Below are 20,746 nucleotides of genomic sequence, written 5' to 3'. Positions count from 1 at the left end.
AAATACCTTGACATATCACGTATATTTGGTTTATGTTTCTATCAGTTGTTTTATTAGCAAAACATTGGTTAAATGGCTAAACGCACTGTTCGAGGGGGGTGGTCATATGATGGCATCAGATGTATGGAAAGAATACGAGAGCAACGAGATTTCTCACAGTGTTGCCCATCATCTAACTGCCATTCACGAGTTGATGGGCGACCTGGGCTATGCACGGGTTTCGGATGTGGCGCGTGCGCTGGAGATTACCCGGGGTAGTGCATCGCTGACGCTCAAAGCCCTCAAGGCGCGCGGGCTGGTCGTGGAAGATCACAATAAGTTTTTGAAATTGTCCGAAGATGGCCGCCGCATTGTCGATTCTATTTTAGCCAAACGCGCCGTTGTTCGCAAATTTCTCAACGAGGTGCTCAAGCTCGACGAGCATCAAGCCGAAGTGGATGCGTGCAAGGTCGAGCATCTTTTGAGCGCGCAAACTGGTGGGCAATTGCTGCATTTTGTGCAGTTTTTGCTCTCTGATGATCCCACTGCGCGACAATTTCTCGCCGAGTTCTGGTCCAGGCTGGATCAGAATGAGGATTGGCAGTGGCCCGTTCAGGATGTTGATCAATTATTCAATTTGGAGTCTCGATAATGGCTTATGCAACGGATGCTGCAACCCCACTTTCAATATGGGGCCGGGGTGATGAAGGTACTATTGAAGGGATTTCAGGTACCAATCAACTGACGGCCCGACTGCGCGAGGTGGGGGCTATGCCAGGTGTCCCCGTGCGCGTGTTGCGCGTGGGGCGCACTGTGGTCATTCAAGTGGGTAGCAGCAGATTTTGCTTGCGGAAAACCGATGCTGCCTGCATCAAAGGAATGAAAGCGGCCTGATTTATTATGGCAATGGATATAGCGGATCGAGAGCGACCTTATGTGGGGCGTGGCATGGTCGCTGTGGTTGGCAATCCCAATACGGGTAAGACAACGCTTTTTAATGCTCTGACAGGGCTTTCGCAGCGCGTGGGGAATTTTCCCGGCGTTACAGTTGAGCGCAAGGTCGGACAATTGACATTGCCCAGCGCAGGTGCGATTGACCTGCTGGATTTGCCCGGTACATATAGTCTTTCAGCCAAGTCTCCGGATGAACTTATTGCCGTTGAAGCACTGATGGGGTTGTTGGAGAGTGAGAGCACCATTCAAGCTGTGCTCGTGGTTCTCGACGCCAGCAATTTGAGACGCAGTTTATACATCGTATCTCAACTTCTCGAAATTGATTTGCCCCTGGTTGTGGCCCTCAATATGTTAGATGTGGCCAAGGCCAGGGGTATTGTTATTGATGCACCAGTTCTGAGCGAGCATTTGGGCGTTCCAGTTATTCCCATACAGGCCAATAAGCGCGTGGGACTCGATGAGTTGAAAGGAGCTCTTTCCCAGGTCATTGAAAAGGGCAAAGTTCCATCGCGCCGTCCGATATTGCCGCAATCCTGGTGGGCGGACGCCGAGCAGTTGGCGCGAAAATACGAAGGTGTATCTATCGGCCTGGTGCTGCGTGTGTTGATTGACAATCAAAACGCGTTTGCATCCCATGTTGTGGAACGCTTTGGCGATGACTTTGCCGCTGATCTTCACGCGTTGCGAGCACAGGTCAATACGGATGATGCACTGGAGAATCGAGAGATCGAATTGCGCTATAGATGGATCGATGAGGTTCTCGATGATGTGCTGCGCGATCCCGAACCACTTCGCGTGACCCGTTCTGATCGACTGGATCGGATTTTGACCCATCCGCTGTGGGGTAGCCTGACGTTTGCAGTGATTATGGCCTTTGTGTTTCAGTCGATTTTTTCGTGGGCAGTGCCCCTAATGGATGGCATTGACGCGCTGTTTGGGACAGTTGGAGGATGGGCTACTGGCTATCTACCCGAGGGTGCGCTGCAAAGTATGGTGGTGGATGGGGTTATTGCCGGGGTGGGCGGCGTGGTCATTTTTTTGCCCCAGATTTGTATCCTGTTTCTCTTTATTGCCATACTGGAAGATTGCGGTTACATGGCCCGCGCTGCGCTGTTGATGGATCGCCTGTTAACGCCGTGTGGCTTGTCGGGAAAGTCTTTTATTCCACTTTTGTCGAGTTTTGCCTGTGCGATCCCGGGGGTGATGGCTACGCGAACGATCAATGATCCCAAAGATCGCATTGCCACGATGCTGGTTGCGCCATTGATGAGTTGCTCTGCGCGTTTGCCGGTGTACGCGATTTTTATTGGGGCTTTTATTCCCGATCGAGATGTCTGGGGGGGGATTGGGTTGCAAGGGCTTACGCTTTTCGCGCTGTATTGCGTTGGTATTCTTGTGGCTATTCCCGTTGCATGGATTTTAAAAAAGACGTTGTTGAGAGGGCAGCCCACGCCTTTCTTACTCGAGTTACCGTCCTACAAAATACCAGATGTGGGTACTGTTGGGATGCGTATTTATCAAAGCGGGCGGCATTTTCTCGAAAGAGCTGGCACATTGATTCTCGCCGCGACGATTGTGATGTGGGCTCTGGCGTATTTTCCTCGGTCCGAAACGATTGCCGCGCATTACGAGGCTGAGCGCGAGCGGCTGGTTGGGGCACCAGAAGAGGTTTTGAATGATTTGCGCGCGAAAGAGGCTGGCGAGATGCTCAAGCAGAGTTTTCTGGGGCGGATGGGACATGCTATTGAATCGGTCGTAGAGCCATTGGGATGGGATTGGCGGATTGGGATGGCGGCGCTGGCATCTTTTCCCGCACGAGAGGTGATTGTCGCCGTTCTGGGCACCATTTACAGTCTGGGAGAGGTGGATGAGGAATCGACGTCGCTCAGGGACGCGCTTCGGTCTGCGACCTGGTCTGATGGGCGAAAGGTGTTTAATATCCCGGTCGCGCTGTCTATTATGGTGTTTTTTGCACTGTGCGCACAGTGCGTTTCTACACTTGCGGTTATTCAACGCGAAACGGGCGCCTGGCGGTGGCCCGTGCTGACTTTTGTTTATATGACCGTGCTCGCCTATATCGGCGCATTTGTGACTTATCGCCTTGGTATGGCGCTTGGATGGGGGTAATGGTATGACCGACTGGCAAAATTGGATCGCGGTTGCAGTAACACTCTGGTGTGCCTATCGCGTTATTGGTGAGGTCGTAAGGCCGTTTTTGGCTTCGTCGTGTTCAGGCTGTGGCGGGGAAGCAAAGCGCGAGGATTTGATAGAGATTGAATAAGTAGGGAAATACAGGCGTTTCGTTTTTTTAAACCCCTTCAATCCAGTAGATTGAGGGGGTTTTCTTTTCTTGACCGGATCCCTTGATCTTTATATTTTTAGTTTTAACTAAATTTTATTTTAGCAGTAATATAAGAAGTGTTGTAGGCATGTATAACGGAGGGTGTATGTACAGATTTTTCATTATAGCAGGCGTTTTGTTTCTGTGCGCGTGTGGTGGTGGCGAAACGCCGCCGGTTGAACAAGACAAAAGGCTGGTGGTGTGTACGACCGGGATGGTCGGCGATCTGGTGCGCCATGTTGCGGGGGATCGCGCAGAGGTGATTTCTCTGATGGGACCTGGAATTGATCCGCATTATTACAAGGCGACGCAGGGAGATTTGCAGAAACTGTCTCGAGCAGATGTGATATTTTACAATGGTCTCTTTCTGGAAGGCAAGCTGGAAGGTATATTTGAAAAGATGGCGCGCAGCAAGACGGTGATTCCCGTGACGCGGGATATTCCCAAAGATAGGCTGCGAAAACCGGTTGCTGGACAAGGAGAGCACGACCCTCATATCTGGTTTGACGTCAGCATGTGGGCAGAGACCCTGCCTGTGGTAGTCCAGGCGCTGAGCGAGCGTGACGCCGATGGTGCAGATATATTTCGCGCCAATGCCGGGGCGTATCGCAAGCAATTGCTCAATCTCGACGCCTGGGCAAAGGCGCAGATTGCACGCATTCCCAGCGACCAGCGCGTGCTGATTACGGCACACGACGCCTTTGGATATTTTGGCCTTGCTTACGGCATTGAAGTGCGCGGGCTTCAGGGGATTTCGACTGTGGCCGAATACGGCGTCAACGATGTGTCTTTGCTGGTGAATTTTATAGTCAAACGACAGGTGAAAGCTATTTTTGTGGAAAGCAGTGTGCCCGAGCGTTCTATCAATGCCGTGCGCGAGGGATGCAGGGCGCAAGGGTGGGATGTCGCAATTGGTGGCACGCTGTATTCCGACGCGATGGGACCTGCGGGTAGTGGGGCCGATACGTACATCGGCATGGTGAGATCAAATGTGAACACTATTGTCGAGGCATTGAGATAATGTTACACGCGGTTGATGAATCGGTGACGCCCATTCACATTCACGATATGACGGTGGCGTATCACAAGAAACCCGTTCTGTGGGATGTCGATCTCGCTGTGCCAGAAGGCAAACTCGTGGGGGTTGTGGGTCCCAATGGCGCGGGCAAGAGCACGATGATCAAAGCCATTATGGATCTCGTGCCCAAGGCTTCGGGGTGGGTCCACATCTACGGCAAGCCCTATTCGCGCATGCGTCAGGCCATTGGCTATGTGCCGCAACGCGAGTCAGTGGATTGGGATTTTCCCATCAATGCCTTAGATGTGGTGCTTATGGGGCGTTATGGGCACGTAGGGTGGGTGAGACGTCCAGATAAAATTGATAGAGAACTGGCAAAGGAAGCACTTGAAAAAGTCGGTATGACCGATTTTGGACATCGGCAGATCAATCAGCTTTCGGGTGGGCAGCAACAGCGGGTTTTTCTGGCACGCGCTCTGGCGCAAGATGCGCAAATTTATTTGATGGACGAACCCTTTGCCGGCGTGGATGCGGCGACCGAACGCGCCATTATCGACATTTTGATGGATCTGAGGGAGAAGAAGAAGACTATGCTGGTTGTACATCACGATTTGCATACGGTGAACCAGTATTTTGACTGGCTGGTTTTGATCAATATGCGAATCGTTGCCGCGGGTGAGACGGAAGATGTGTTCACAGAAGATAATTTGAACAAAACTTATGGCGGACGGTTGACGGTGCTTTCCGAAGCCGCGCAGGCTGTTGCCCATCACCAGCGGGGTTTATGAAGTGATTTGGGACGCGACATTTCAACTGGTTTTGCTCGGTTCGCTATTGATCGGGGCGACATCGGGCACGCTGGGTGCATTTGCCGTGTTGCGCAGGCGGAGCCTGTTGGGCGATGCGCTGGCGCATGCTGCACTTCCGGGCGTTGCGCTGGCTTTTCTGTGGACGCAGAACAAGGCATTGCCCGTTTTGCTGTTGGGCGCGACAGTTTCCGGTGTGGTGGGCGTGCTTATTATTGAGGCCATTGTCAATTACACGCGCATCAAAGCAGACGCTGCGCTGGGCATTGTGCTTTCGGTTTTTTTTGGCGGGGGTATTGTATTGCTCACGCATATTCAGCAGAGTGAGGTGGGCAATCAAAGCGGTCTGGATAAGTTTCTTTTTGGGCAGGCGGCGTCTATTGTGCGCGCTGATCTGTATGTGATGTGTATTGTGTCTGTACTGGTTATGGTTGTGGTTTTTCTATTTTTTAAGGAATTCAAGGGACTCATTTTTGATGCAGAATTTATCTCTGCACTGGGATTTTCCCAGCGTGTGGTCGATCTTTTGTTAATGGGGTTGATCGTGCTCACCGTTATGGTGGGCCTTCAAGCAGTGGGGGTTATTCTCATTGCTGCGATGTTGATTACCCCAGCCGCTGCTGCGCGGTTTTGGACAGATCGGCTGCATGTGATGGTACTGGTGTCGGGTATTTTGGGCGCGCTGTGCGGCGCGCTGGGGGTTGGCTTGAGCGCGCTGGCACCCCGAATTCCAACGGGGCCGGTGATGGTGCTGGTTGCAACGGCTGCATTTCTCGTTTCTGTACTTATTGCCCCCAGGCGCGGGGTGCTCGCCAGGTGGGGACGGCTCAGGGCAAATGCCTTGCGAGAGAATGGTCAGCATTTTTTGAGGGCATATCTCGCGTTGCAGACAAAGGACAAGGGAGAGATCGTGTTGGCGGACCTCGCCAGCGAGCTTCAGTTGCCGCTTTACCGCGTACGTCGGCTTGCAAAGCGTCTCGCACGCGATGGGTGGGTGAGCCTGCACCATGGTGCGTGTTCTTTGACGGAAACGGGACACAAAGAGGCGGATTTTGTGGTCAAGTCTCATCAGCTATGGGAATATTATCTGGTTTATCGATCTATCTTAGAGGAGGACCACGTGGATAGACCCGCCGACGAAGTCGAGCATATTTTAACGCCTGAGATTATTGAACAGCTTGAACTGATTCTGGCACAAGAAGGTATAGATGTTGTTGGAGATATCCACAAAACGCACAGTGGTTATCGGAGGACCGGTCGAGATGAGTGAGATATGGGGACCTTTTTGGATTGTGCTTACAGGCGCACTGGCCGGGGCCTCGTGCGGTTTGTTGGGCGCGTATCTCGTATTACGCAAGATGTCGCTTTTGGGAGATGCACTAAGCCATGCTGTTTTGCCGGGCATTGTTATTGCGTTTCTCCTTTCGGGTAGCCGCGATGTGATTCCGATGTTTATTGGCGCCGCTATATGCGGAGTGATTGCCACGGTGTTGATTGAGATGTTTCACCGCAGGTGGCGCGTGCAAGAAGACTCATCGATAGGCATTACTTTTACAGCGCTCTTCGCGTTGGGAGTTGTTTTGATCACGGCATTTGCCGGGCAGGTCGATCTCGATCAGGAATGCGTTCTTTACGGAGAGATCGCGTACACGCCGTGGGACCGCCTGTTCTGGGGAGAATGGGATCTGGGACCGCGTCCGGTCTGGATCCTCGGAACGGTTTTTGCGCTTAATATCGCGTTTGTTCTGGTGTTTTTCAAAGAGCTTTTGATCGCGTCTTTCGACTCCGAGATGGCGCTTTCTGTAGGCGTGAGTGCTGCGCTGGTGCATTATATGCTGATGGGAGCCGTCTCTGTGACAACAGTAGCGGCATTTGAGTCCGTAGGAGCTATCCTCGTTGTGGCTATGCTGATCGTTCCCGGTGCTTCGGCTTATTTGTGGAGCGATCGGTTAAAAGTTATTTTGACGCTGTCTGCGCTTATGGGCGTTATTTCCGCAATAGCCGGATATTTTCTCGCAGGGATATGGAATAGCTCTATTGCCGGAGCTATGGTTGTGGTTATGGGTGTGCTGTTTGCGCTTTCTCTAATTTTTGCTCCCCACTATGGGTTGTTGGGGCGATTTGTGCGACAGGTGCGGCTCTCTCTGAGAGTTGCGCGAGATCACGTCTTGTTAAAGTTGCTCCGCGAACGGGAGTCGCAACGCGTCTCTGCGCTCAGTTGGGGTGATCTGATTGATACGGCTGCGCGTTGGGTGTCTGGTATTGCGATTCGATCGTTGATCTGGCAGGGGTTGATCAAGCGAGAAAATGGGCATTTTTCTCTGGGAGAACAGGGTGTTATACACGCGACCAGATTGCTCCGCAATCACAGGCTTTGGGAGTCCTATCTAAACCAGTTGGGGCTTCCACCGGATCATGTACACGCCCCTGCCGATGCACTGGAGCATTTTACGGATGACCATTTGCGGGAAGAAATTCGAGCGGCTTTGCCCAATATAGCAACCGATCCGCAGGGCAAGCGCATTCCCGAAGGATAGGATATACTTGCTTGTATGTGAGGTTTATCTTACTTTTTGTGATAGTTATTTAGGGGACGGACAATGATCAGTCAATCGTCACAGGATTATTTGAAAACGATCTATAAGTTGACACACGGGCAGAATCCCGTCGCTTCTGTGACGACTTCTCTCATTGCAGAGCACAGGGATGTTGCTCCCGCTTCGGTCACCAATATGCTCAAGAAACTCGCTGCGATGAAACTGGTGGAACACACGCCCTATCAGGGCGTTGTACTTACACCGACGGGAAAACGCATTGCTCTTGAGGTCCTTCGCCATCACCGTTTGCTCGAGCTATATTTGTCAGAGGTACTGGGATTTGATCTGGACAAGGTCGATGAAGAGGCGGATCGATTGGAGCATGTGATTTCCGAAGAATTTGAAGATAAAATTGATCGGATGCTGGGGTATCCGACAGTCGATCCTCACGGTGCGCCGATTCCGCGCAAAGATGGTTCAATAGAATACGACCACTATCTGTGCTTGGCAGATATTCCCGCAGGAGAAAATGTGCGCGTCAGACAGGTGAGTGATCAAAGTGCGGAGATGTTGCGCTATATGGCGACGATGGGTATTAAACCGAATGTCGAGATTGAGGTCGTGGGACGCGCGCCTTTTAACGGCCCGCTGGAAATCGTAGTCAATGGCGAGGCTACGTATTCGCTCGGGCTTGAAGTGGCTGCACATATTTATGTTTCATCATTGGGGGAAGATGGCTGATATGGGTAGGGTTGTTTCTTTGTTGGCAATTTTTTTAATAGCGGGCGGATCTGCACATGCACAAGTTCCGCCCATTTTTGCGCCCGGGACGGAATTGCACGATATTTATTGCCGCGCATGTGCCCATTTTTTTCCAGAGGTTCTGCCCACTGATAGTGAGTTTCGGCTGGATAGAGCTATTTGTGGGACATCGGCAATAAGGGGTTTGACCGCGAATTGGGATCGTTTGCCTCCCGCAGCGAAGGAGGCATTTGCGTTTCTCCAACAGCGTCCTATTCTGAGTCATTCAATTCTGTCTTCAGGTGGGCATTTCAAGATTCACTACAATACTGTGGGGACGCACGCCGTTTCTCCAACAGATACAGATGCCAATGGCGTACCGGATTATGTCGATGAAGCCGCGCGGGTTTTTGAGGCGGTTTGGGACCTGCAGATCAATCAGTTGGGCTACAATCCTCCTCTGTCTGATGGCGATGGTGTTTACGACATTTATATTAAAAATCTCGCTCTTCAGCAGGCTTATGGTTTTACATATCCAATTGCATATACGGAATTGACGACGCCGAGTTATATGGAGATTGACAATAATTTTACGGATCGTATTTATCCTGTAAATTCACGCGGATTCAACGGGTTGCGCGTAACGGCTGCCCACGAGTTTTTTCACGCGATTCAATTTGGGTATTATGCCGATTTTGCCGCTGCGTGGTGGCAGGAACTCACGGCGACCTGGATGGAGGATGTGGCCTATCCCGATGTGAATGATTTTTATCAGTACATGAGTTGCCCCCGCAACTTTTCTTGTATTTACGACGATCCCGAAGCCTCATTGGACAAGTTTTCTGGTAGTCTTCATCCTTTCGGCGCGTCGATTTTTGCTCACCACATTGAGCAGATTTACGGTGCAGATGAGATTAAAAGCGTTTGGGAGTTGCTCAAAAGACGCGATCCGAGTAGATATAGTTTATCGCTCATTGATGATGGGATGCCATTGGGCGGATTTGCGCAGATGATGCCGCGATTTGCCGCGTGGAATTATTTGACTGATTTGCGTGCTCGTCCCGGATATTATATTGAAGCGCGCGATTTGCCCTCGATTAAGCATGCCAATATTGTCCTCAACGCAGGTGGCTCTTTTGAGGGCTTTGAAACGGTTGATCATTTGGGGATGACATATTTGCGCATAGATACTTCAAATATCTTTGGCGGGCTTCGAGGAACATTTTCACTGGACGACAGAGGGCAGTGGAAGTTGCTGGTTATGCTGATTGCTCCATCAGGCGTCGAGTTGCTGTATCCGCGCGGGACAACGGTGGTGATTCCCAGAGCCAATCGTTTTGACGAGGTGGTATTTATTGTGATGGAGACATCGCTTTCAGGTGATAGGCGGCGCGTGAACTACACGCTGTCAACTGGGGGGAGTACTGCGACGGATCTCGTGTGCGATGTGGATGGCGATGGGCGCGTTGCGTTTTCCGATTTTCTGCGTTTTGCAGATGGCTTTAAACTTTTGCATACGGATAGTAAGTACGATCCAAAATTGGATTTCAATGGAGATGGCCCCGTTGATTTTCGCGATTTTCTCATTTTTGTTTTCCATTTTGGCGAATCGCGTTAAGGGAGTAATGCTGTGATTGTATTGCGAACAGATCGAGAACTGGATTTGATGGTTGAGGCAAACCGCATTGTGGGGCTGGTGCATCGCACACTCAAACCGCTTGTCAAAGTGGGAACGACGACGAGAGAACTGGATAGCGTAGCCGAAGATGTGATTCGGTCGCACGGCGCAGAACCCGCATTTAAGGGCTATAAGGGTTATCCCGCAGCGAGTTGTATTTCCATTAACGAACAGGTTGTACACGGGATTCCCGGATCTCGGAAGTTGATAGATGGCGATATTGTCAGCATTGATATCGGTGTAAAATTGCGGGGCTACTACGGTGATCAGGCGATTACGCGCGTTGTCGGCAATATTTCGGATCGGGAGAAAGAATTGCTCAAGGTGACGCGAGAATCCCTGTTTAAGGGGATTGAGCAAGCGGTTGCTGGAAGACGCCTGAGCGATATTTGCGGGGCGGTACAAAACTGGGTCGAGCAATTTGGTTTTTCTGTTGTGCGGCAATTTGTGGGACATGGCATTGGACGGAGCTTGCACGAAGAACCCGCCGTGCCCAATTATGCACCCCCAGAGCGCAACCCGCGTTTGCGAAAGGGGATGGTACTCGCCATTGAACCAATGGTCAATTTGGGAACGCATGAGGTTGTGATGGCAGATGACGGATGGACAGCGTCTGCTGCCGATGGGTTGCCTTCGGCGCATTTTGAGCATGTGGTGGCGATTACGCGTGGAGAACCCAGGATTTTGACGATGTTTGAGGAAGATATCGATGCGTAAATCTATTCTCTTATGCGTTCTTATGTGGTTAGTGTCTTGTAGTCAACACTATGAAGAAGGGGCGCATCCGCCGCCAAAGCCTCCACCTGCTCAGGCTCCAGCAGCAGATAAAGGAGGAACACAAACATCAGACGCTGTGGTTTCGGGGACGATTCGGTTAGCTGATGGGCTGGACGAGCGCATTGGGAGCAATGCCGTGCTATTTGTTATTGCGCGCCCTGCCCCTGTTGGCGGGCCACCGCTGGCTGTGAAGCGGCTCGATATTTCCGGTTTTCCCCATTCGTACACGCTGACGCGAGGGGATGCGATGATTGAGATAGACTGGTCTGAGATCGATGCGTTGTACGTTTCTGCAAAAATTGATGCAGACGGACGTGTGGGAGGCTCAAATATAGGGGATATGGAGGGAATTTATCCGCAAAACCCCGTTGCGCCCGGGGCCGTGGAAGTGGATATTTTGATCGATACGGTGCATTGAGTATGAACTATACGGTGATTCACGCGACGCACGAAGCGGTGCGCAAGGCCGGTGGTATCGGGACTGTTCTCGATGGCTTGATGACCTCTTCTGTGTATCAGAAAGCCGTGCGGCGATCTTTTCTCGTTGGTCCGCTTTCGCGTCCAGAGGATGAAGATCTTCTGGCGCAAAGTGGTGCGGTGCTTTTTTCAACCATTTCCGGCGTGCAAAATGCGGATTGTGGTGACGCGCTCAATCGCGTAGCAGAGCGGTACAATGTCAATATTGTTTACGGGATACGCCGATTCACTGGTGGATATGAAGCCGATGTGTTGCTCGTTGATACCGAAGATATCAACCCGCGGCATTCCCGCAATTTTAAGTACAATCTCTACCGACATTTTGGCCTTACGTCTGACCGATACGATACGATTGCGGATTACGCGCTTTATATCGATAGTGCAGAAGCGGTTTACGATGCCGTTGTCGCGTTTATCGGAAAGGATCCCGGCCCGCATATTGTGCTGGCCCATGAGTATATGGGCATGCCCCTTGCGCTCAAAACTATTGTGGAAAACGATCCACGCTTTCGGGCGATTTTTTACGCACATGAGGTTTCAACGATGCGCGGGATCACAGAGAACAACCCGGGGCACGATGTGATGTTTTACAACGCGATGGCGCGAGCACTTACACAGGGTGAAGTGGTTGAGGATGTATTTGGAGATCAGTCCGATTATTATCGACACGCGCTGGTCCAAATGGCGTCATATTGCGATGGTATTTTCGCCGTGGGCGACCCAGTGCTCGACGAGCTTCGGTTTATGGGGTTTGAAGCGCAAGCAATAGATCTGGTGTACAATGGTATTCCCGCTGTGCAGATTTCTTATCCGGAGAAATTACGGTCTCGCTCGCGTTTGCAGGAGTATGCGCAAAATTTGCTCGGATATGAGCCAGATGTGGTGATGTCCCATGTCACGCGTCCGGTGATTAGCAAAGGGCTGTGGCGCGATTTACTCGTATTATCGCATCTCGATAGATTGCTGGGGGACAAAGGACAAACAGGCGTGTTTTTTGTGCTTACAACGGCTGCGGAACAGCGCAGTGCACGAGATGTCGAGATTATGGAGTCCGAATATGGATGGCCGGTTGTACACCATACAGGCCCCCCCGACCTGGTTTCAAATGAGGTAGATATCTGGCGAGATATGGAAGCGTTTAACCGCGAGTCTGTCGCGATTCAAGCCATTTTGGTCAACCAGTTTGGATGGGACCGGGCAAGTTGCGGTCAGCGCATGCCGCAAGATATGGCGTTTGCGGATTTGCGCAGGGGCACGGATGTCGAATTTGGACAATCAATTTACGAGCCGTTTGGCATCGCCGTGCTCGAACCGCTGACTTTTGGGGGGATATGTGTGCCGAGTAGTGTGTGTGGATGCTGTGGTTTTTTGGATCGCGTGACACAAGAACAGGCCGATCCTCTCGTCGTGGTGGCCGATTATACGGCCGATGTCGCATTGGATAGTGCTGCATCTGCTCGTGCCATAGGGGAGTATGAACGCCGTATTCAGGAGGACAAAGTGGCGGACAAAGTGGCGTGGGATATCGCAGATGCGTTGCCATCATCGGATAGCGCGCGCGAGGCGCGATTGCATTCGGGTTACAGGTTGGCCGCACAAATGAGCTGGGATCGCGTGTGCGAAGCATTTTTTTTACCGGGTATAGAACGCGCGATTTCCCGTGGTCGAGTACAACGAAACGTTTGACGCTTTGAAGCGTGTAAAGGTCTATTGTAGTCAGCTATTTTTACCCATTGAGTGATGATTATGATGAGAAAACCATTTTTACTGATTTTTTTAATTGTGGCATGTCTCGCTGGTTGCAATACCGAAAAACGCAATCCGTTGGGGGAGGGCTTTGTTGGACGCGATCCCGGTGATACAGTAGCATTGCCCGCTGTTCCACTAAAGTCTGCACGGTCCTTTCAATCCCTGATTGAACCTACAGTGATGGGAGAACAAGAGGAATTGCTGGTCGGACAGATGAATGGGTTTTTGTTGCGCAGTCTGTTGCGTTTTGAAGTGCCGACTGAGTTGTCTGGTGGTGTGCCTCCGGGTTTGACGATAGACTCTCTGCGCGTCAATCTGGGTATTCGGTCGGCGCGGTTGGTCGAAAATGCATCTCTGATCGCATTGCTGCCCAATTCCCCCTGGGAAGAACTTCAGGCTTATGTCGACTCGATTTCGCTGGTCGAAACCGAGGTAATGGCGACACCAATCCCCGGTGCTGTGGTGCGGGTGTTTGAAGATCGCATTCGGATCGATTTGCCCGTGTCGCTCTTAAAGGGCGTGGTAGATGCGGGGGCACCGTCTTTAGAAATCCTGTTGCAACCCGATGGGGAGGCACCTTTTTTGTTGGATATTTTTGCCCGTGAAGCTACCGATATTCGCGCAGATGCACCGATTCCAGAATTGGAGGCCGTATATCGGGTGGGAGATGTGATAGAGCGCGAGGCTGTTCAGGCCGATGCAGATACCTATTGGAGTGCTCGGGTCAATGGCGGTCCCTCAGAAGACCTGGCGATTCTTGCCGAGGGTTTTTTTTACAGCAGTGTCTTGAATTTTGATCTGCCCAATATTCCGCAAGGCGCGACGGTCAATTCGGCCAAATTGCAATTGGATATCGATCTGGACCATTCTTATTTTTCATCTTTTCCCATTGAGATATATGGCCTGAAAATTGCAGAAGGCGATACTACATTTACGCGGTTCAATGAGAGATTACTCCTTGAACCAGCGACTGCGACTTACACCATTAACCAGACTTTGATCCAGGCCTGGATATCTGGTGTGCGAGTCAATCATGGGTTGGCACTTTCACCTCTCAATCTTATAACGGGTTTTCCCGTGCCCTTAAATTCGCCCCCGCTCATCCGATGGGTTGTGTTAAAAGATGTGCGTTTGAACCTCATTTACTCTCTACCTCCGGAACTGTAAGATGATGCGAATAATTCTCGCTTTGGGTTTTGTTTTTTCACTTGTGCTGCCAGTTTGCGCCAATACAATTTTTTCTTTTTATGGGGTCGGAGATCCAGTCAGGCGCGTTGATGCGCGGTCTCGAAGTATGGGGGGTGCCGGGCGGGCGCTTGCAGATGGGCTAAATTTTTCGTCCCACAATCCCGCTTTGTTGGGTGCTTTCCGCAGGGCGTCTGTGAGTATGCAATTTATGGCTCAGCACCGATTTTTGAATGGGGAAAACATTGTAAATGACGGGGATGTCGGGGCTTTTCAGATCGCGCTACCTATGAGACGGGGGCCTGTGATAGGGGTCGGACTTGAACCGCTTACAGATATGGATTTCGGGGCAATAGAAGATCGAGGCACGGGTGATTTGAAGTATCAACTGGAAGTTGAAGCGACTGGGGGTATCCAGGCTGTTTCTCTGGGGTTGGGGCATCGAATCGGGCGCAGGCTTTTTGTAGGAGGGCGTATAAATTGGGTAGCTATGGGGACGTTTAACGAGTCCTGGATCAAGAATTTTGATAATGAGACGGTCTTCTTTTCTCGCGATGAAATCACGCGTACCCACCGCGGATGGTTGCCATCATTCGGAATTATCTATACGCCCACTTCGCGGTTGAGTTTGGGCGCAAATGTCGATATCGGAGGCAATATCAAGCAGCGTCAGGTTCAAAGAAATCGTTTTGTGGGACAGCGCGAAGCCGTTGAGGTCGAGACGGAAGGCGATGTGGAATTTCCCCGGGAATTTGGAGCGGGGATAACGTATCTGGCGGGTTATCGCTGGCTGGCATCGGTCGATGTATCTCGAGGGCTGTGGCGCGCGACAGGAGATGGTCGATTTGATACGTGGGATGTAAGTGCAGGAATGTTGTGGCGCACGGGAGATCCCGATGTGTTGGTGCGGAGTCGGCGCTTTGAAATTAGCACGGGTTTTCATTATCGGTCGCTTTATTTTCCGACAACCTCTAATAGCCAGGTTGGCGAATTAGGCGTCAGCTTTGGCATGGCGCTGCCATTTGTAAATAATAGCGGCCGGTTTCGGTATGTGCTCGAGGTGGGAAGGCGCGGTGACCGCTCAAAACACGGCGTATCAGAGCGATTTATCCAGCACTCTTTTTCCGTAGTCGGTTTTGTAAGATAGTTTTCCCCGGGACAGTTCAAACGGTCTGTGTTCGACGCGCGAGCGCGCGGATGCGGCCGTTTTTGATTTTCTGAACGATTTGATCGGCTAAAAGGTGCAGAAGGGGTAGAACTATCCCTGTGCAAACAAAGTACAGAGGGGCGGTTTCGGGTGCAATAGATTCAAAGCAGACGATTGCAAGGAGGCCCTGCGGCAAGAGCGGCAGCCAGGCTTGAACGGGTTGTGAGGTGAAGTGCCTACATAGCAGACCACCCGCAATTTTGCCCAAAATCAAGGCTGCTATCAGGGCAAAAAAATAAGGCGGTACAGAGGATATTTGCCAGTCTAAAACAAGGCCAGTAGCATAGTGTGCAAGGGCAAAAGCAATCAGTGCTTCCGCATTTGGTGGGCGCATATTGGGTCTCAGTCCGCGTTTGGTGCGCAAGGATAATGCAAGGCCCACTGCCCAGGATAAAATAAGGGGCTGAATCCAAACATGCCACGAAGCAAGCGCAAGCAGAAATGATAGGGCAAACCAACTCGTAAATTGACCTGTGGGGGTGTGGATATGTTGCAGCCAGCGATGCACGAGTTCAATTCCAATAATTCCGATCAAAATAGCTAGAGAGATATCTGCGGCAAGACGGAGGAAGGAATTAAACCCGTCGTTCAGGATGAATTCGACACCAAAAATAAGCCCTGTTAAAAAGAGCAAGCCGAGGCCGATTGCCGTAACAGATAAAGAAAAAGGCCATGTATCCCGTAGTTTGTGTTCTGTGCGGTCTAAAAATATGGGGGCTGAGATGCCCGATAGGATGGCAAGTTGTAAAGTGGCCACCAGGTGGAGGTCGAAAAAGATGAGTACTGAGAAGGTCGTGAGAACGGGTGCTGCATACAGGTAGATACTCCCTGTGAGCAAACGCTGATTTGCGAGGATAGGGCGGGAGAGCGATGTGCCCAAATAAAGGCCGATCCAGGCCATTGCGATATCTGCAAAGGGTTTTATACTCTGGTGACTGTCAGCGGTCGTAATAGGTGCGAAGCCGATGGCGAGACCAGCGGCAATCATGCCTAAAACATCGGGCAATTTGGCGCGATGAGCCAGTCGCGCACCCACGACAGAGGCAGTTATCAGAAAGCCGACCCAGGCCATTTCGGGGGGTGATTGGAGTAGCCAGAGCAGGATACCCATACCAATTGTAATGCAAAGGAGGCGCATAGAAATCGTCTCAGGTGTGAGATTGTGGTGAGTTTGCGGGTGGAATGAGTATCATTTGACTCAAAAAAACAGCAATTACGAGTCCAGTAATAAGCGTGTAGTGCTGAAAGTCGAGGAGGTAAATGGCCTGTATGCTAACAGCGATACTCAGCGTACCCTGAGGATGCCAACTCATGGCGAGCAATTCGCGCCAGGTCTGCGGTATTTGCCAGAGGGTTTGGGATACTGTGAAACCGATTGTGCGCCCCATTCCACGCACGAGTATCACGGTGAGAGCAAGTGGAAAAAGAGGCGACCAGAAAAAAAATATATCACCACTAAATTCTCCTATTATTGATCCAATCAGTGCGAAAAAGATCGGCTCAATCACGTCGTTTGCGCGTGTTGTAAATTCGACGATCTCGCGTTTTGCCACGGTTGTGTTAATGAGCCAGATACCCGATATAAATCCCACAGCAAGAGATGGTAAGTCCGGTGCCTGACACAATCCAGAAAGGGCGATCACAATGCCCAGAACGAGGCTTAGTGCGCGAGCACCTGTGCGGTGGCTGCGGAATGAAAAATCGAGCGCGATGCCTCCGACCACACCTGCGCCGAGCAGGAGCAGTGCAATACCAGTTGCGCCTATGAATGGCAAGTTGCCCAAATAAAAAATGGGGTTTTCTGAAAGTGGGGGGAAAGCGATACACAACACGGCCAGGGCCGCGACATTGCCAAGTGGCAAGTTTTGATCTGGAACGGGAGTTGGGATAGGACGATTGGGCCACTGAAAAAAAGGTGCGGGAAAGCGCACAGTAAGTGCGAAACAAGTGATCAGGACTATGGCGAGGGGCAAATTTTGGAGCAATCCGAGGTAGCGATAAAGTATCAAACCACTGGCGAAAGCCGCAAGGACAGTGAATCCGCCGGTTGCGAGTACAACGGCTGTTTGTGAGTAAATTACTGAGGTGCCGTGGTTTCGCAGATTTTGGAGGTCTGTTGACAGGCCTGTCTGCAGGCCAATCCACAGCAAAATAGCGCTGATGCAATTGTACCGCAGCACTTCAAACAGGTGAAATACCTCATCGGTCTCAGAAAAAAACATCCCTACGAGAACCCCGAGGAGCAGATAATGTGCTCTGCCTATTCGAAGACTGTCTATCAGCGGGTGTGGCGGCATCCGCCGAAAAATTTTTTGGCCGAAAAAAAAAGCACCAAAACCGGCAATTAAGCTTAAAATAAAGGCCATAAAATGCCTGCTGTTTAGGGATAGCTGGTGTCATCTTTACCGCGGGGGATTATACTTTTTTCCAAAGTTTGGGTCAAGAACGAAGTTGACGCCCCACGCTTGACAGCCGTTAAAATATAGTGTATAGTCAGGATTGAGTGTAACAGATAGGATGTGTGAGAACCCCTTCCTGAAGTTCTACCAATATTGTGCTGTGCGCAGGGGCCGATGGCCGGGGACTGATAGCACAAATTCTGGAGATCCCATGCCCGATTCATTACCTCAGGTGCTGATGCACAGTGCCCCAAGTTTATACGAGCATCTGGGCGCATTTGCCCAGATTGTTGAGTCGGCCGTTCAGATAGCTGGCGCTTCAGAAGATGAGCAAGTCGATCTGATGGTTGCAGTTATGGAAGCACTCAATAATGCGATTGATCATGGTAGCGGTGAAGATGCTTCAAAAAAAGTACATCTCAAGATCCATATCCACCCCACTTCCATCACTGTCTGGGTGCAAGACGAGGGGCGAGGCTTTGATCCCAATGCCACACCTGACCCGCTTGCACCAGAAAATTTGATGAATGATTCTGGACGCGGGCTTTTGATGATGCGAGCGTTTATGGATGAGGTGGATTTTATGCCTTCTCAGAAAGGCACGCTGGTTAAGATGATCAAATATTTTTCCTCTAAGTCATCACCATCTCACTGTTGAGGAGGACCCCCATGCAAATTGTCATTTCTGGACATCATTACCATGTCTCGGACAGCACGCGCACCCATATAAAAGCTGCTGTCTCTCGGTTTGAGCGATTTTACACGCCCGTGCTGGGTTGTCATGTCACCATTACAAAAGAGGAGCCTGCATTTCGCGTTGATATTATAGTCAATGTGCATGGGCAAACCCTCAAAGCTTCCAACGCGGGTAATAAGCTCTTTCCCGTTATTGATAGTTCGGCAAAGAAGATGATCCGGCAATTGAAGAAACTGCGCGACCGGCGTAGAAAACCCCGCGTTATTTCCGGTCTGAGTGAGGTATAAGCCGTGCCACAGATTTCCATTGGCAAGATGTTAGAAGATTACGGGGACCAACTCGCGCTCTCGTCTGTTGCTGGACAGGGGGGAATTGGCAACACGCTATCTACCAGCGATGTCCATCGCCCTGGTCTCGCGCTTGCGGGATTTCTCGGCCTTTTTACTTTTGACCGCGTTCAGGTTATGGGCAATACGGAGATGCTTTATCTGTCGAGTCTTGACCCCGATATTTGCCGTCAAACCCTTGAAACCATTTTTCAGTTTGATATTCCCTGTATGGTTATCACAGATGGGAATGAAGTACTGCCCGTGATGCTCGAATTGTCCAATGCGAGGCAAATTCCCCTGCTGACCACGCCGTTTGCGACCACCAAGTTTGCCCACCTTTTTTCTGATTATCTCGATGATGTGTTTGCACCGCGCACAGCCATTCACGGTTCGCTGGTCGATGTGTATGGCATTGGACTGCTATTTGTCGGTGCGAGTGGGATTGGAAAAAGTGAGATTGCCGTTGACCTGGTTGAACGTGGGCACCGATTGGTCGCGGATGATGTCGTGCTCGTGTCGCGCAAGTTACAAGGCATAATTGTAGGTAGCAGCGGGGAAACACTGCGCGATCATATAGAAATACGCGGTCTGGGCATTTTGAATGTTCGCAATATGTTTGGCGTGCGTGCCGTTCGTATGCAAAAGCGCGTCGAGGTTGTTGTCAAGCTCATTAAATGGGATGAGACCGCAGCGTATGATCGCATAGGACTCGATGAGGATTGGGTCTCGATTCTCGACCTCGAGGTGCCTCAGGTTACAGTGCCGATCTATCCGGGAAAAAATATTACGGTGATTGCAGAGACGATTGCCCTGAATTATCAACTCAAAATACAGGGCTATCACACGGCGCAAGAATTCAATCGCCGCCTCGTTGAGCGTATGAAAAACAAAGTCCGGGACGATATGTCTATCCGTGCGGATATCGAGTAACTATGGAGGTGTAAATGAAATTAAAGTGTGTTGTTTTATTGTTGTTTGGTCTCCTGGGGTGTGGAGGACAGAGTACTTTGGAAAGCGATGCCCAGCGCATGCTGGCTTCTGTGCGAGATCTGGAAGAAGAATTGGACGATTTGCCGCAGGCGATTGCGCGGTATGGAGAAATCTCAGCGCAATTCCCAAATACTGAGGCGGAAAAAACAGCGCGCGCGCGCCGGGCGATGCTCGAGCGATTGCAGGCGCGTCTGGATGATCGAGAATCTGTTCCCGAAGATAGTATAGAGGTATTTTACGAGGCTGTAGTTGAAAACGTCCCTGATTATTTTGCCACGTTGAAGATGCTCGGTACGAATTACAGCAACCAGATACACTTTACCACGCGTTTTGCTGCCAATACAGGGGCAGTGCAGATAAAAGAACAGGCCATAAGAATATGGGAAAAGCAGGATCGCATGTGGTCGCGCTACGCCTTTCGCCCAATCCCGTCAAACCGTTTCTGGCAGGATCAGTTGTGCAAGGACGCGCTGAATATTACAGAGATGTTAATTGCCAAGTCCTTTCGAGAGTACAACCGGGCGCTGGATATCATCAATAAGGGATTGGATTATGCTTCGGGCGAGGATGTGATCTCACGGGCTAAAGTCTATGCCGCCTATTGCATATTTTGGCAGAGCAAAGCAGAAGATTACCAGCAGGGTGTCGCACTGGCAAAAGAGGCTTTGAGCTATGAATTTTTATCGGATAATGACCGCGCGCGCGCCTATCATGTTATTGGTCTGTGTTATGCGTATATCTATCAGGATACAGAAGACATGACGGATCTGGATGAGGCGATAAGAGCACTCAATGAAGCCGTGAATATCGACGAAAATATGGGCGAGGCAAAGCTATTGCTCAAAGAGTTGCGACAACAGCGAGGAAGGGTAGCGTCTTGAG

Annotated in this window: 21 protein-coding genes; 19 read left to right on the top strand and 2 right to left on the bottom strand. The window is 50.8% G+C overall.

Annotated features, from left to right (window positions below; genetic code table 11):
- Positions 1 to 106 precede the first annotated feature (106 nt).
- The 15 genes from OXH16_09920 to OXH16_09850 all read left to right on the top strand — a co-directional run bounded on the left by OXH16_09920 (position 107) and on the right by OXH16_09850 (position 15,389).
- Positions 107 to 631 (top strand): metal-dependent transcriptional regulator, encoded by a 525-nt coding sequence (locus OXH16_09920; GenBank protein MCY3681705.1) that lies wholly within the window; start codon positions 107 to 109, stop codon positions 629 to 631.
- On the top strand, positions 631 to 873 hold the full coding sequence (locus OXH16_09915) for a FeoA family protein (protein ID MCY3681704.1): 243 nt from the start codon (positions 631 to 633) through the stop codon (positions 871 to 873). The genes OXH16_09920 and OXH16_09915 overlap by 1 nt, the downstream gene beginning before the upstream one ends.
- 6 nt (positions 874 to 879) lie before the next feature.
- Entirely contained in the window at positions 880 to 3,060 is a 2,181-nt protein-coding gene (gene feoB, locus OXH16_09910) for a ferrous iron transport protein B (GenBank protein MCY3681703.1), read from the top strand.
- 4 nt (positions 3,061 to 3,064) lie between these two features.
- A complete protein-coding gene (locus tag OXH16_09905) occupies positions 3,065 to 3,214 on the top strand; it encodes a hypothetical protein (protein ID MCY3681702.1) in 150 nt (49 codons plus the stop codon).
- Positions 3,215 to 3,380: 166 nt separating this feature from the next.
- On the top strand, positions 3,381 to 4,295 hold the full coding sequence (locus OXH16_09900; protein MCY3681701.1) for a zinc ABC transporter substrate-binding protein: 915 nt from the start codon (positions 3,381 to 3,383) through the stop codon (positions 4,293 to 4,295).
- 23 nt (positions 4,296 to 4,318) lie between these two features.
- Positions 4,319 to 5,080 carry an ABC transporter ATP-binding protein gene (locus tag OXH16_09895; GenBank protein MCY3681700.1) on the top strand — a complete coding sequence of 254 codons (762 nt, stop codon included), beginning with the start codon at positions 4,319 to 4,321 and terminating at the stop codon, positions 5,078 to 5,080.
- Positions 5,055 to 6,368, top strand: a complete 1,314-nt coding sequence (locus OXH16_09890; GenBank protein MCY3681699.1) for a metal ABC transporter permease — start codon at positions 5,055 to 5,057, stop codon at positions 6,366 to 6,368. The genes OXH16_09895 and OXH16_09890 overlap by 26 nt, the downstream gene beginning before the upstream one ends.
- On the top strand, positions 6,307 to 7,635 hold the full coding sequence (locus tag OXH16_09885) for a metal ABC transporter permease (protein MCY3681698.1): 1,329 nt from the start codon (positions 6,307 to 6,309) through the stop codon (positions 7,633 to 7,635). Before OXH16_09890 ends, OXH16_09885 begins: the two co-directional genes overlap by 62 nt.
- Positions 7,636 to 7,698: 63 nt before the next feature.
- Positions 7,699 to 8,376 (top strand): metal-dependent transcriptional regulator, encoded by a 678-nt coding sequence (locus OXH16_09880; protein MCY3681697.1) that lies wholly within the window; start codon positions 7,699 to 7,701, stop codon positions 8,374 to 8,376.
- Position 8,377: 1 nt separating this feature from the next.
- Complete coding sequence (locus OXH16_09875; protein MCY3681696.1) at positions 8,378 to 9,994, top strand: hypothetical protein; 1,617 nt, start codon at positions 8,378 to 8,380, stop codon at positions 9,992 to 9,994.
- A 12-nt stretch (positions 9,995 to 10,006) separates the two neighbouring features.
- Positions 10,007 to 10,771, top strand: a complete 765-nt coding sequence (map, locus tag OXH16_09870) for a type I methionyl aminopeptidase (protein MCY3681695.1) — start codon at positions 10,007 to 10,009, stop codon at positions 10,769 to 10,771.
- Positions 10,764 to 11,249, top strand: coding sequence for a hypothetical protein (locus OXH16_09865; protein MCY3681694.1), 486 nt, complete (start codon positions 10,764 to 10,766; stop codon positions 11,247 to 11,249). The genes map and OXH16_09865 overlap by 8 nt, the downstream gene beginning before the upstream one ends.
- 2 nt (positions 11,250 to 11,251) lie before the next feature.
- Positions 11,252 to 12,994, top strand: a complete 1,743-nt coding sequence (locus OXH16_09860) for a hypothetical protein (protein MCY3681693.1) — start codon at positions 11,252 to 11,254, stop codon at positions 12,992 to 12,994.
- Between the two features lie 60 nt (positions 12,995 to 13,054).
- Entirely contained in the window at positions 13,055 to 14,224 is a 1,170-nt protein-coding gene (locus OXH16_09855) for a hypothetical protein (protein MCY3681692.1), read from the top strand.
- 1 nt (position 14,225) lies between these two features.
- Entirely contained in the window at positions 14,226 to 15,389 is a 1,164-nt protein-coding gene (locus tag OXH16_09850) for a hypothetical protein (GenBank protein MCY3681691.1), read from the top strand.
- Between the two features lie 16 nt (positions 15,390 to 15,405).
- On the opposite strand, the gene OXH16_09845 is transcribed toward OXH16_09850, so the two are convergent.
- A complete protein-coding gene (locus OXH16_09845; GenBank protein ID MCY3681690.1) occupies positions 15,406 to 16,587 on the bottom strand; it encodes a hypothetical protein in 1,182 nt (393 codons plus the stop codon).
- A 10-nt stretch (positions 16,588 to 16,597) separates the two neighbouring features.
- Positions 16,598 to 17,815, bottom strand: a complete 1,218-nt coding sequence (locus OXH16_09840; protein MCY3681689.1) for a hypothetical protein — start codon at positions 17,813 to 17,815, stop codon at positions 16,598 to 16,600.
- Between the two features lie 244 nt (positions 17,816 to 18,059).
- Between OXH16_09840 and OXH16_09835 the strand changes: the two genes are divergently transcribed.
- From OXH16_09835 to OXH16_09820, 4 genes are read left to right on the top strand one after another with little or no spacing between them, the layout of a single operon-like run.
- Positions 18,060 to 18,506 carry an ATP-binding protein gene (locus OXH16_09835; GenBank protein ID MCY3681688.1) on the top strand — a complete coding sequence of 149 codons (447 nt, stop codon included), beginning with the start codon at positions 18,060 to 18,062 and terminating at the stop codon, positions 18,504 to 18,506.
- An 11-nt stretch (positions 18,507 to 18,517) separates the two neighbouring features.
- On the top strand, positions 18,518 to 18,832 hold the full coding sequence (gene raiA / locus OXH16_09830) for a ribosome-associated translation inhibitor RaiA (protein ID MCY3681687.1): 315 nt from the start codon (positions 18,518 to 18,520) through the stop codon (positions 18,830 to 18,832).
- A 3-nt stretch (positions 18,833 to 18,835) separates the two neighbouring features.
- Positions 18,836 to 19,804, top strand: a complete 969-nt coding sequence (hprK, locus tag OXH16_09825) for an HPr(Ser) kinase/phosphatase (protein ID MCY3681686.1) — start codon at positions 18,836 to 18,838, stop codon at positions 19,802 to 19,804.
- 14 nt (positions 19,805 to 19,818) lie between these two features.
- Entirely contained in the window at positions 19,819 to 20,745 is a 927-nt protein-coding gene (locus tag OXH16_09820) for a hypothetical protein (protein MCY3681685.1), read from the top strand.
- Position 20,746 lies beyond the last annotated feature (1 nt).

Source organism: Gemmatimonadota bacterium (assembly GCA_026705765.1).
GTDB lineage: Bacteria > Latescibacterota > UBA2968 > UBA2968 > UBA2968 > VXRD01.
Note: the sequence above shows the minus strand (reverse complement) of the source record. Positions and strands in the feature narration are given on the sequence as shown.

Excerpts from the sequence above, each read along its gene's own strand:
- OXH16_09845 (MCY3681690.1), bottom strand. The coding sequence starts at position 16,587 with ATGCGCCTCCTTTGCATTACAATTGGTATGGGTATCCTGCTCTGGCTA.
- OXH16_09900 (MCY3681701.1), top strand. The coding sequence starts at position 3,381 with ATGTACAGATTTTTCATTATAGCAGGCGTTTTGTTTCTGTGCGCGTGT.
- feoB (MCY3681703.1), top strand. The coding sequence starts at position 880 with ATGGCAATGGATATAGCGGATCGAGAGCGACCTTATGTGGGGCGTGGC.
- OXH16_09840 (MCY3681689.1), bottom strand. The coding sequence starts at position 17,815 with ATGGCCTTTATTTTAAGCTTAATTGCCGGTTTTGGTGCTTTTTTTTTC.
- OXH16_09885 (MCY3681698.1), top strand. The coding sequence starts at position 6,307 with ATGTTGTTGGAGATATCCACAAAACGCACAGTGGTTATCGGAGGACCG.
- OXH16_09915 (MCY3681704.1), top strand. The coding sequence starts at position 631 with ATGGCTTATGCAACGGATGCTGCAACCCCACTTTCAATATGGGGCCGG.
- OXH16_09835 (MCY3681688.1), top strand. The coding sequence starts at position 18,060 with ATGCCCGATTCATTACCTCAGGTGCTGATGCACAGTGCCCCAAGTTTA.
- OXH16_09905 (MCY3681702.1), top strand. The coding sequence starts at position 3,065 with ATGACCGACTGGCAAAATTGGATCGCGGTTGCAGTAACACTCTGGTGT.
- raiA (MCY3681687.1), top strand. The coding sequence starts at position 18,518 with ATGCAAATTGTCATTTCTGGACATCATTACCATGTCTCGGACAGCACG.
- OXH16_09880 (MCY3681697.1), top strand. The coding sequence starts at position 7,699 with ATGATCAGTCAATCGTCACAGGATTATTTGAAAACGATCTATAAGTTG.
- OXH16_09850 (MCY3681691.1), top strand. The coding sequence starts at position 14,226 with ATGATGCGAATAATTCTCGCTTTGGGTTTTGTTTTTTCACTTGTGCTG.
- OXH16_09875 (MCY3681696.1), top strand. The coding sequence starts at position 8,378 with ATGGGTAGGGTTGTTTCTTTGTTGGCAATTTTTTTAATAGCGGGCGGA.
- OXH16_09865 (MCY3681694.1), top strand. The coding sequence starts at position 10,764 with ATGCGTAAATCTATTCTCTTATGCGTTCTTATGTGGTTAGTGTCTTGT.
- OXH16_09820 (MCY3681685.1), top strand. The coding sequence starts at position 19,819 with ATGAAATTAAAGTGTGTTGTTTTATTGTTGTTTGGTCTCCTGGGGTGT.
- OXH16_09855 (MCY3681692.1), top strand. The coding sequence starts at position 13,055 with ATGATGAGAAAACCATTTTTACTGATTTTTTTAATTGTGGCATGTCTC.
- OXH16_09860 (MCY3681693.1), top strand. The coding sequence starts at position 11,252 with ATGAACTATACGGTGATTCACGCGACGCACGAAGCGGTGCGCAAGGCC.
- OXH16_09920 (MCY3681705.1), top strand. The coding sequence starts at position 107 with ATGATGGCATCAGATGTATGGAAAGAATACGAGAGCAACGAGATTTCT.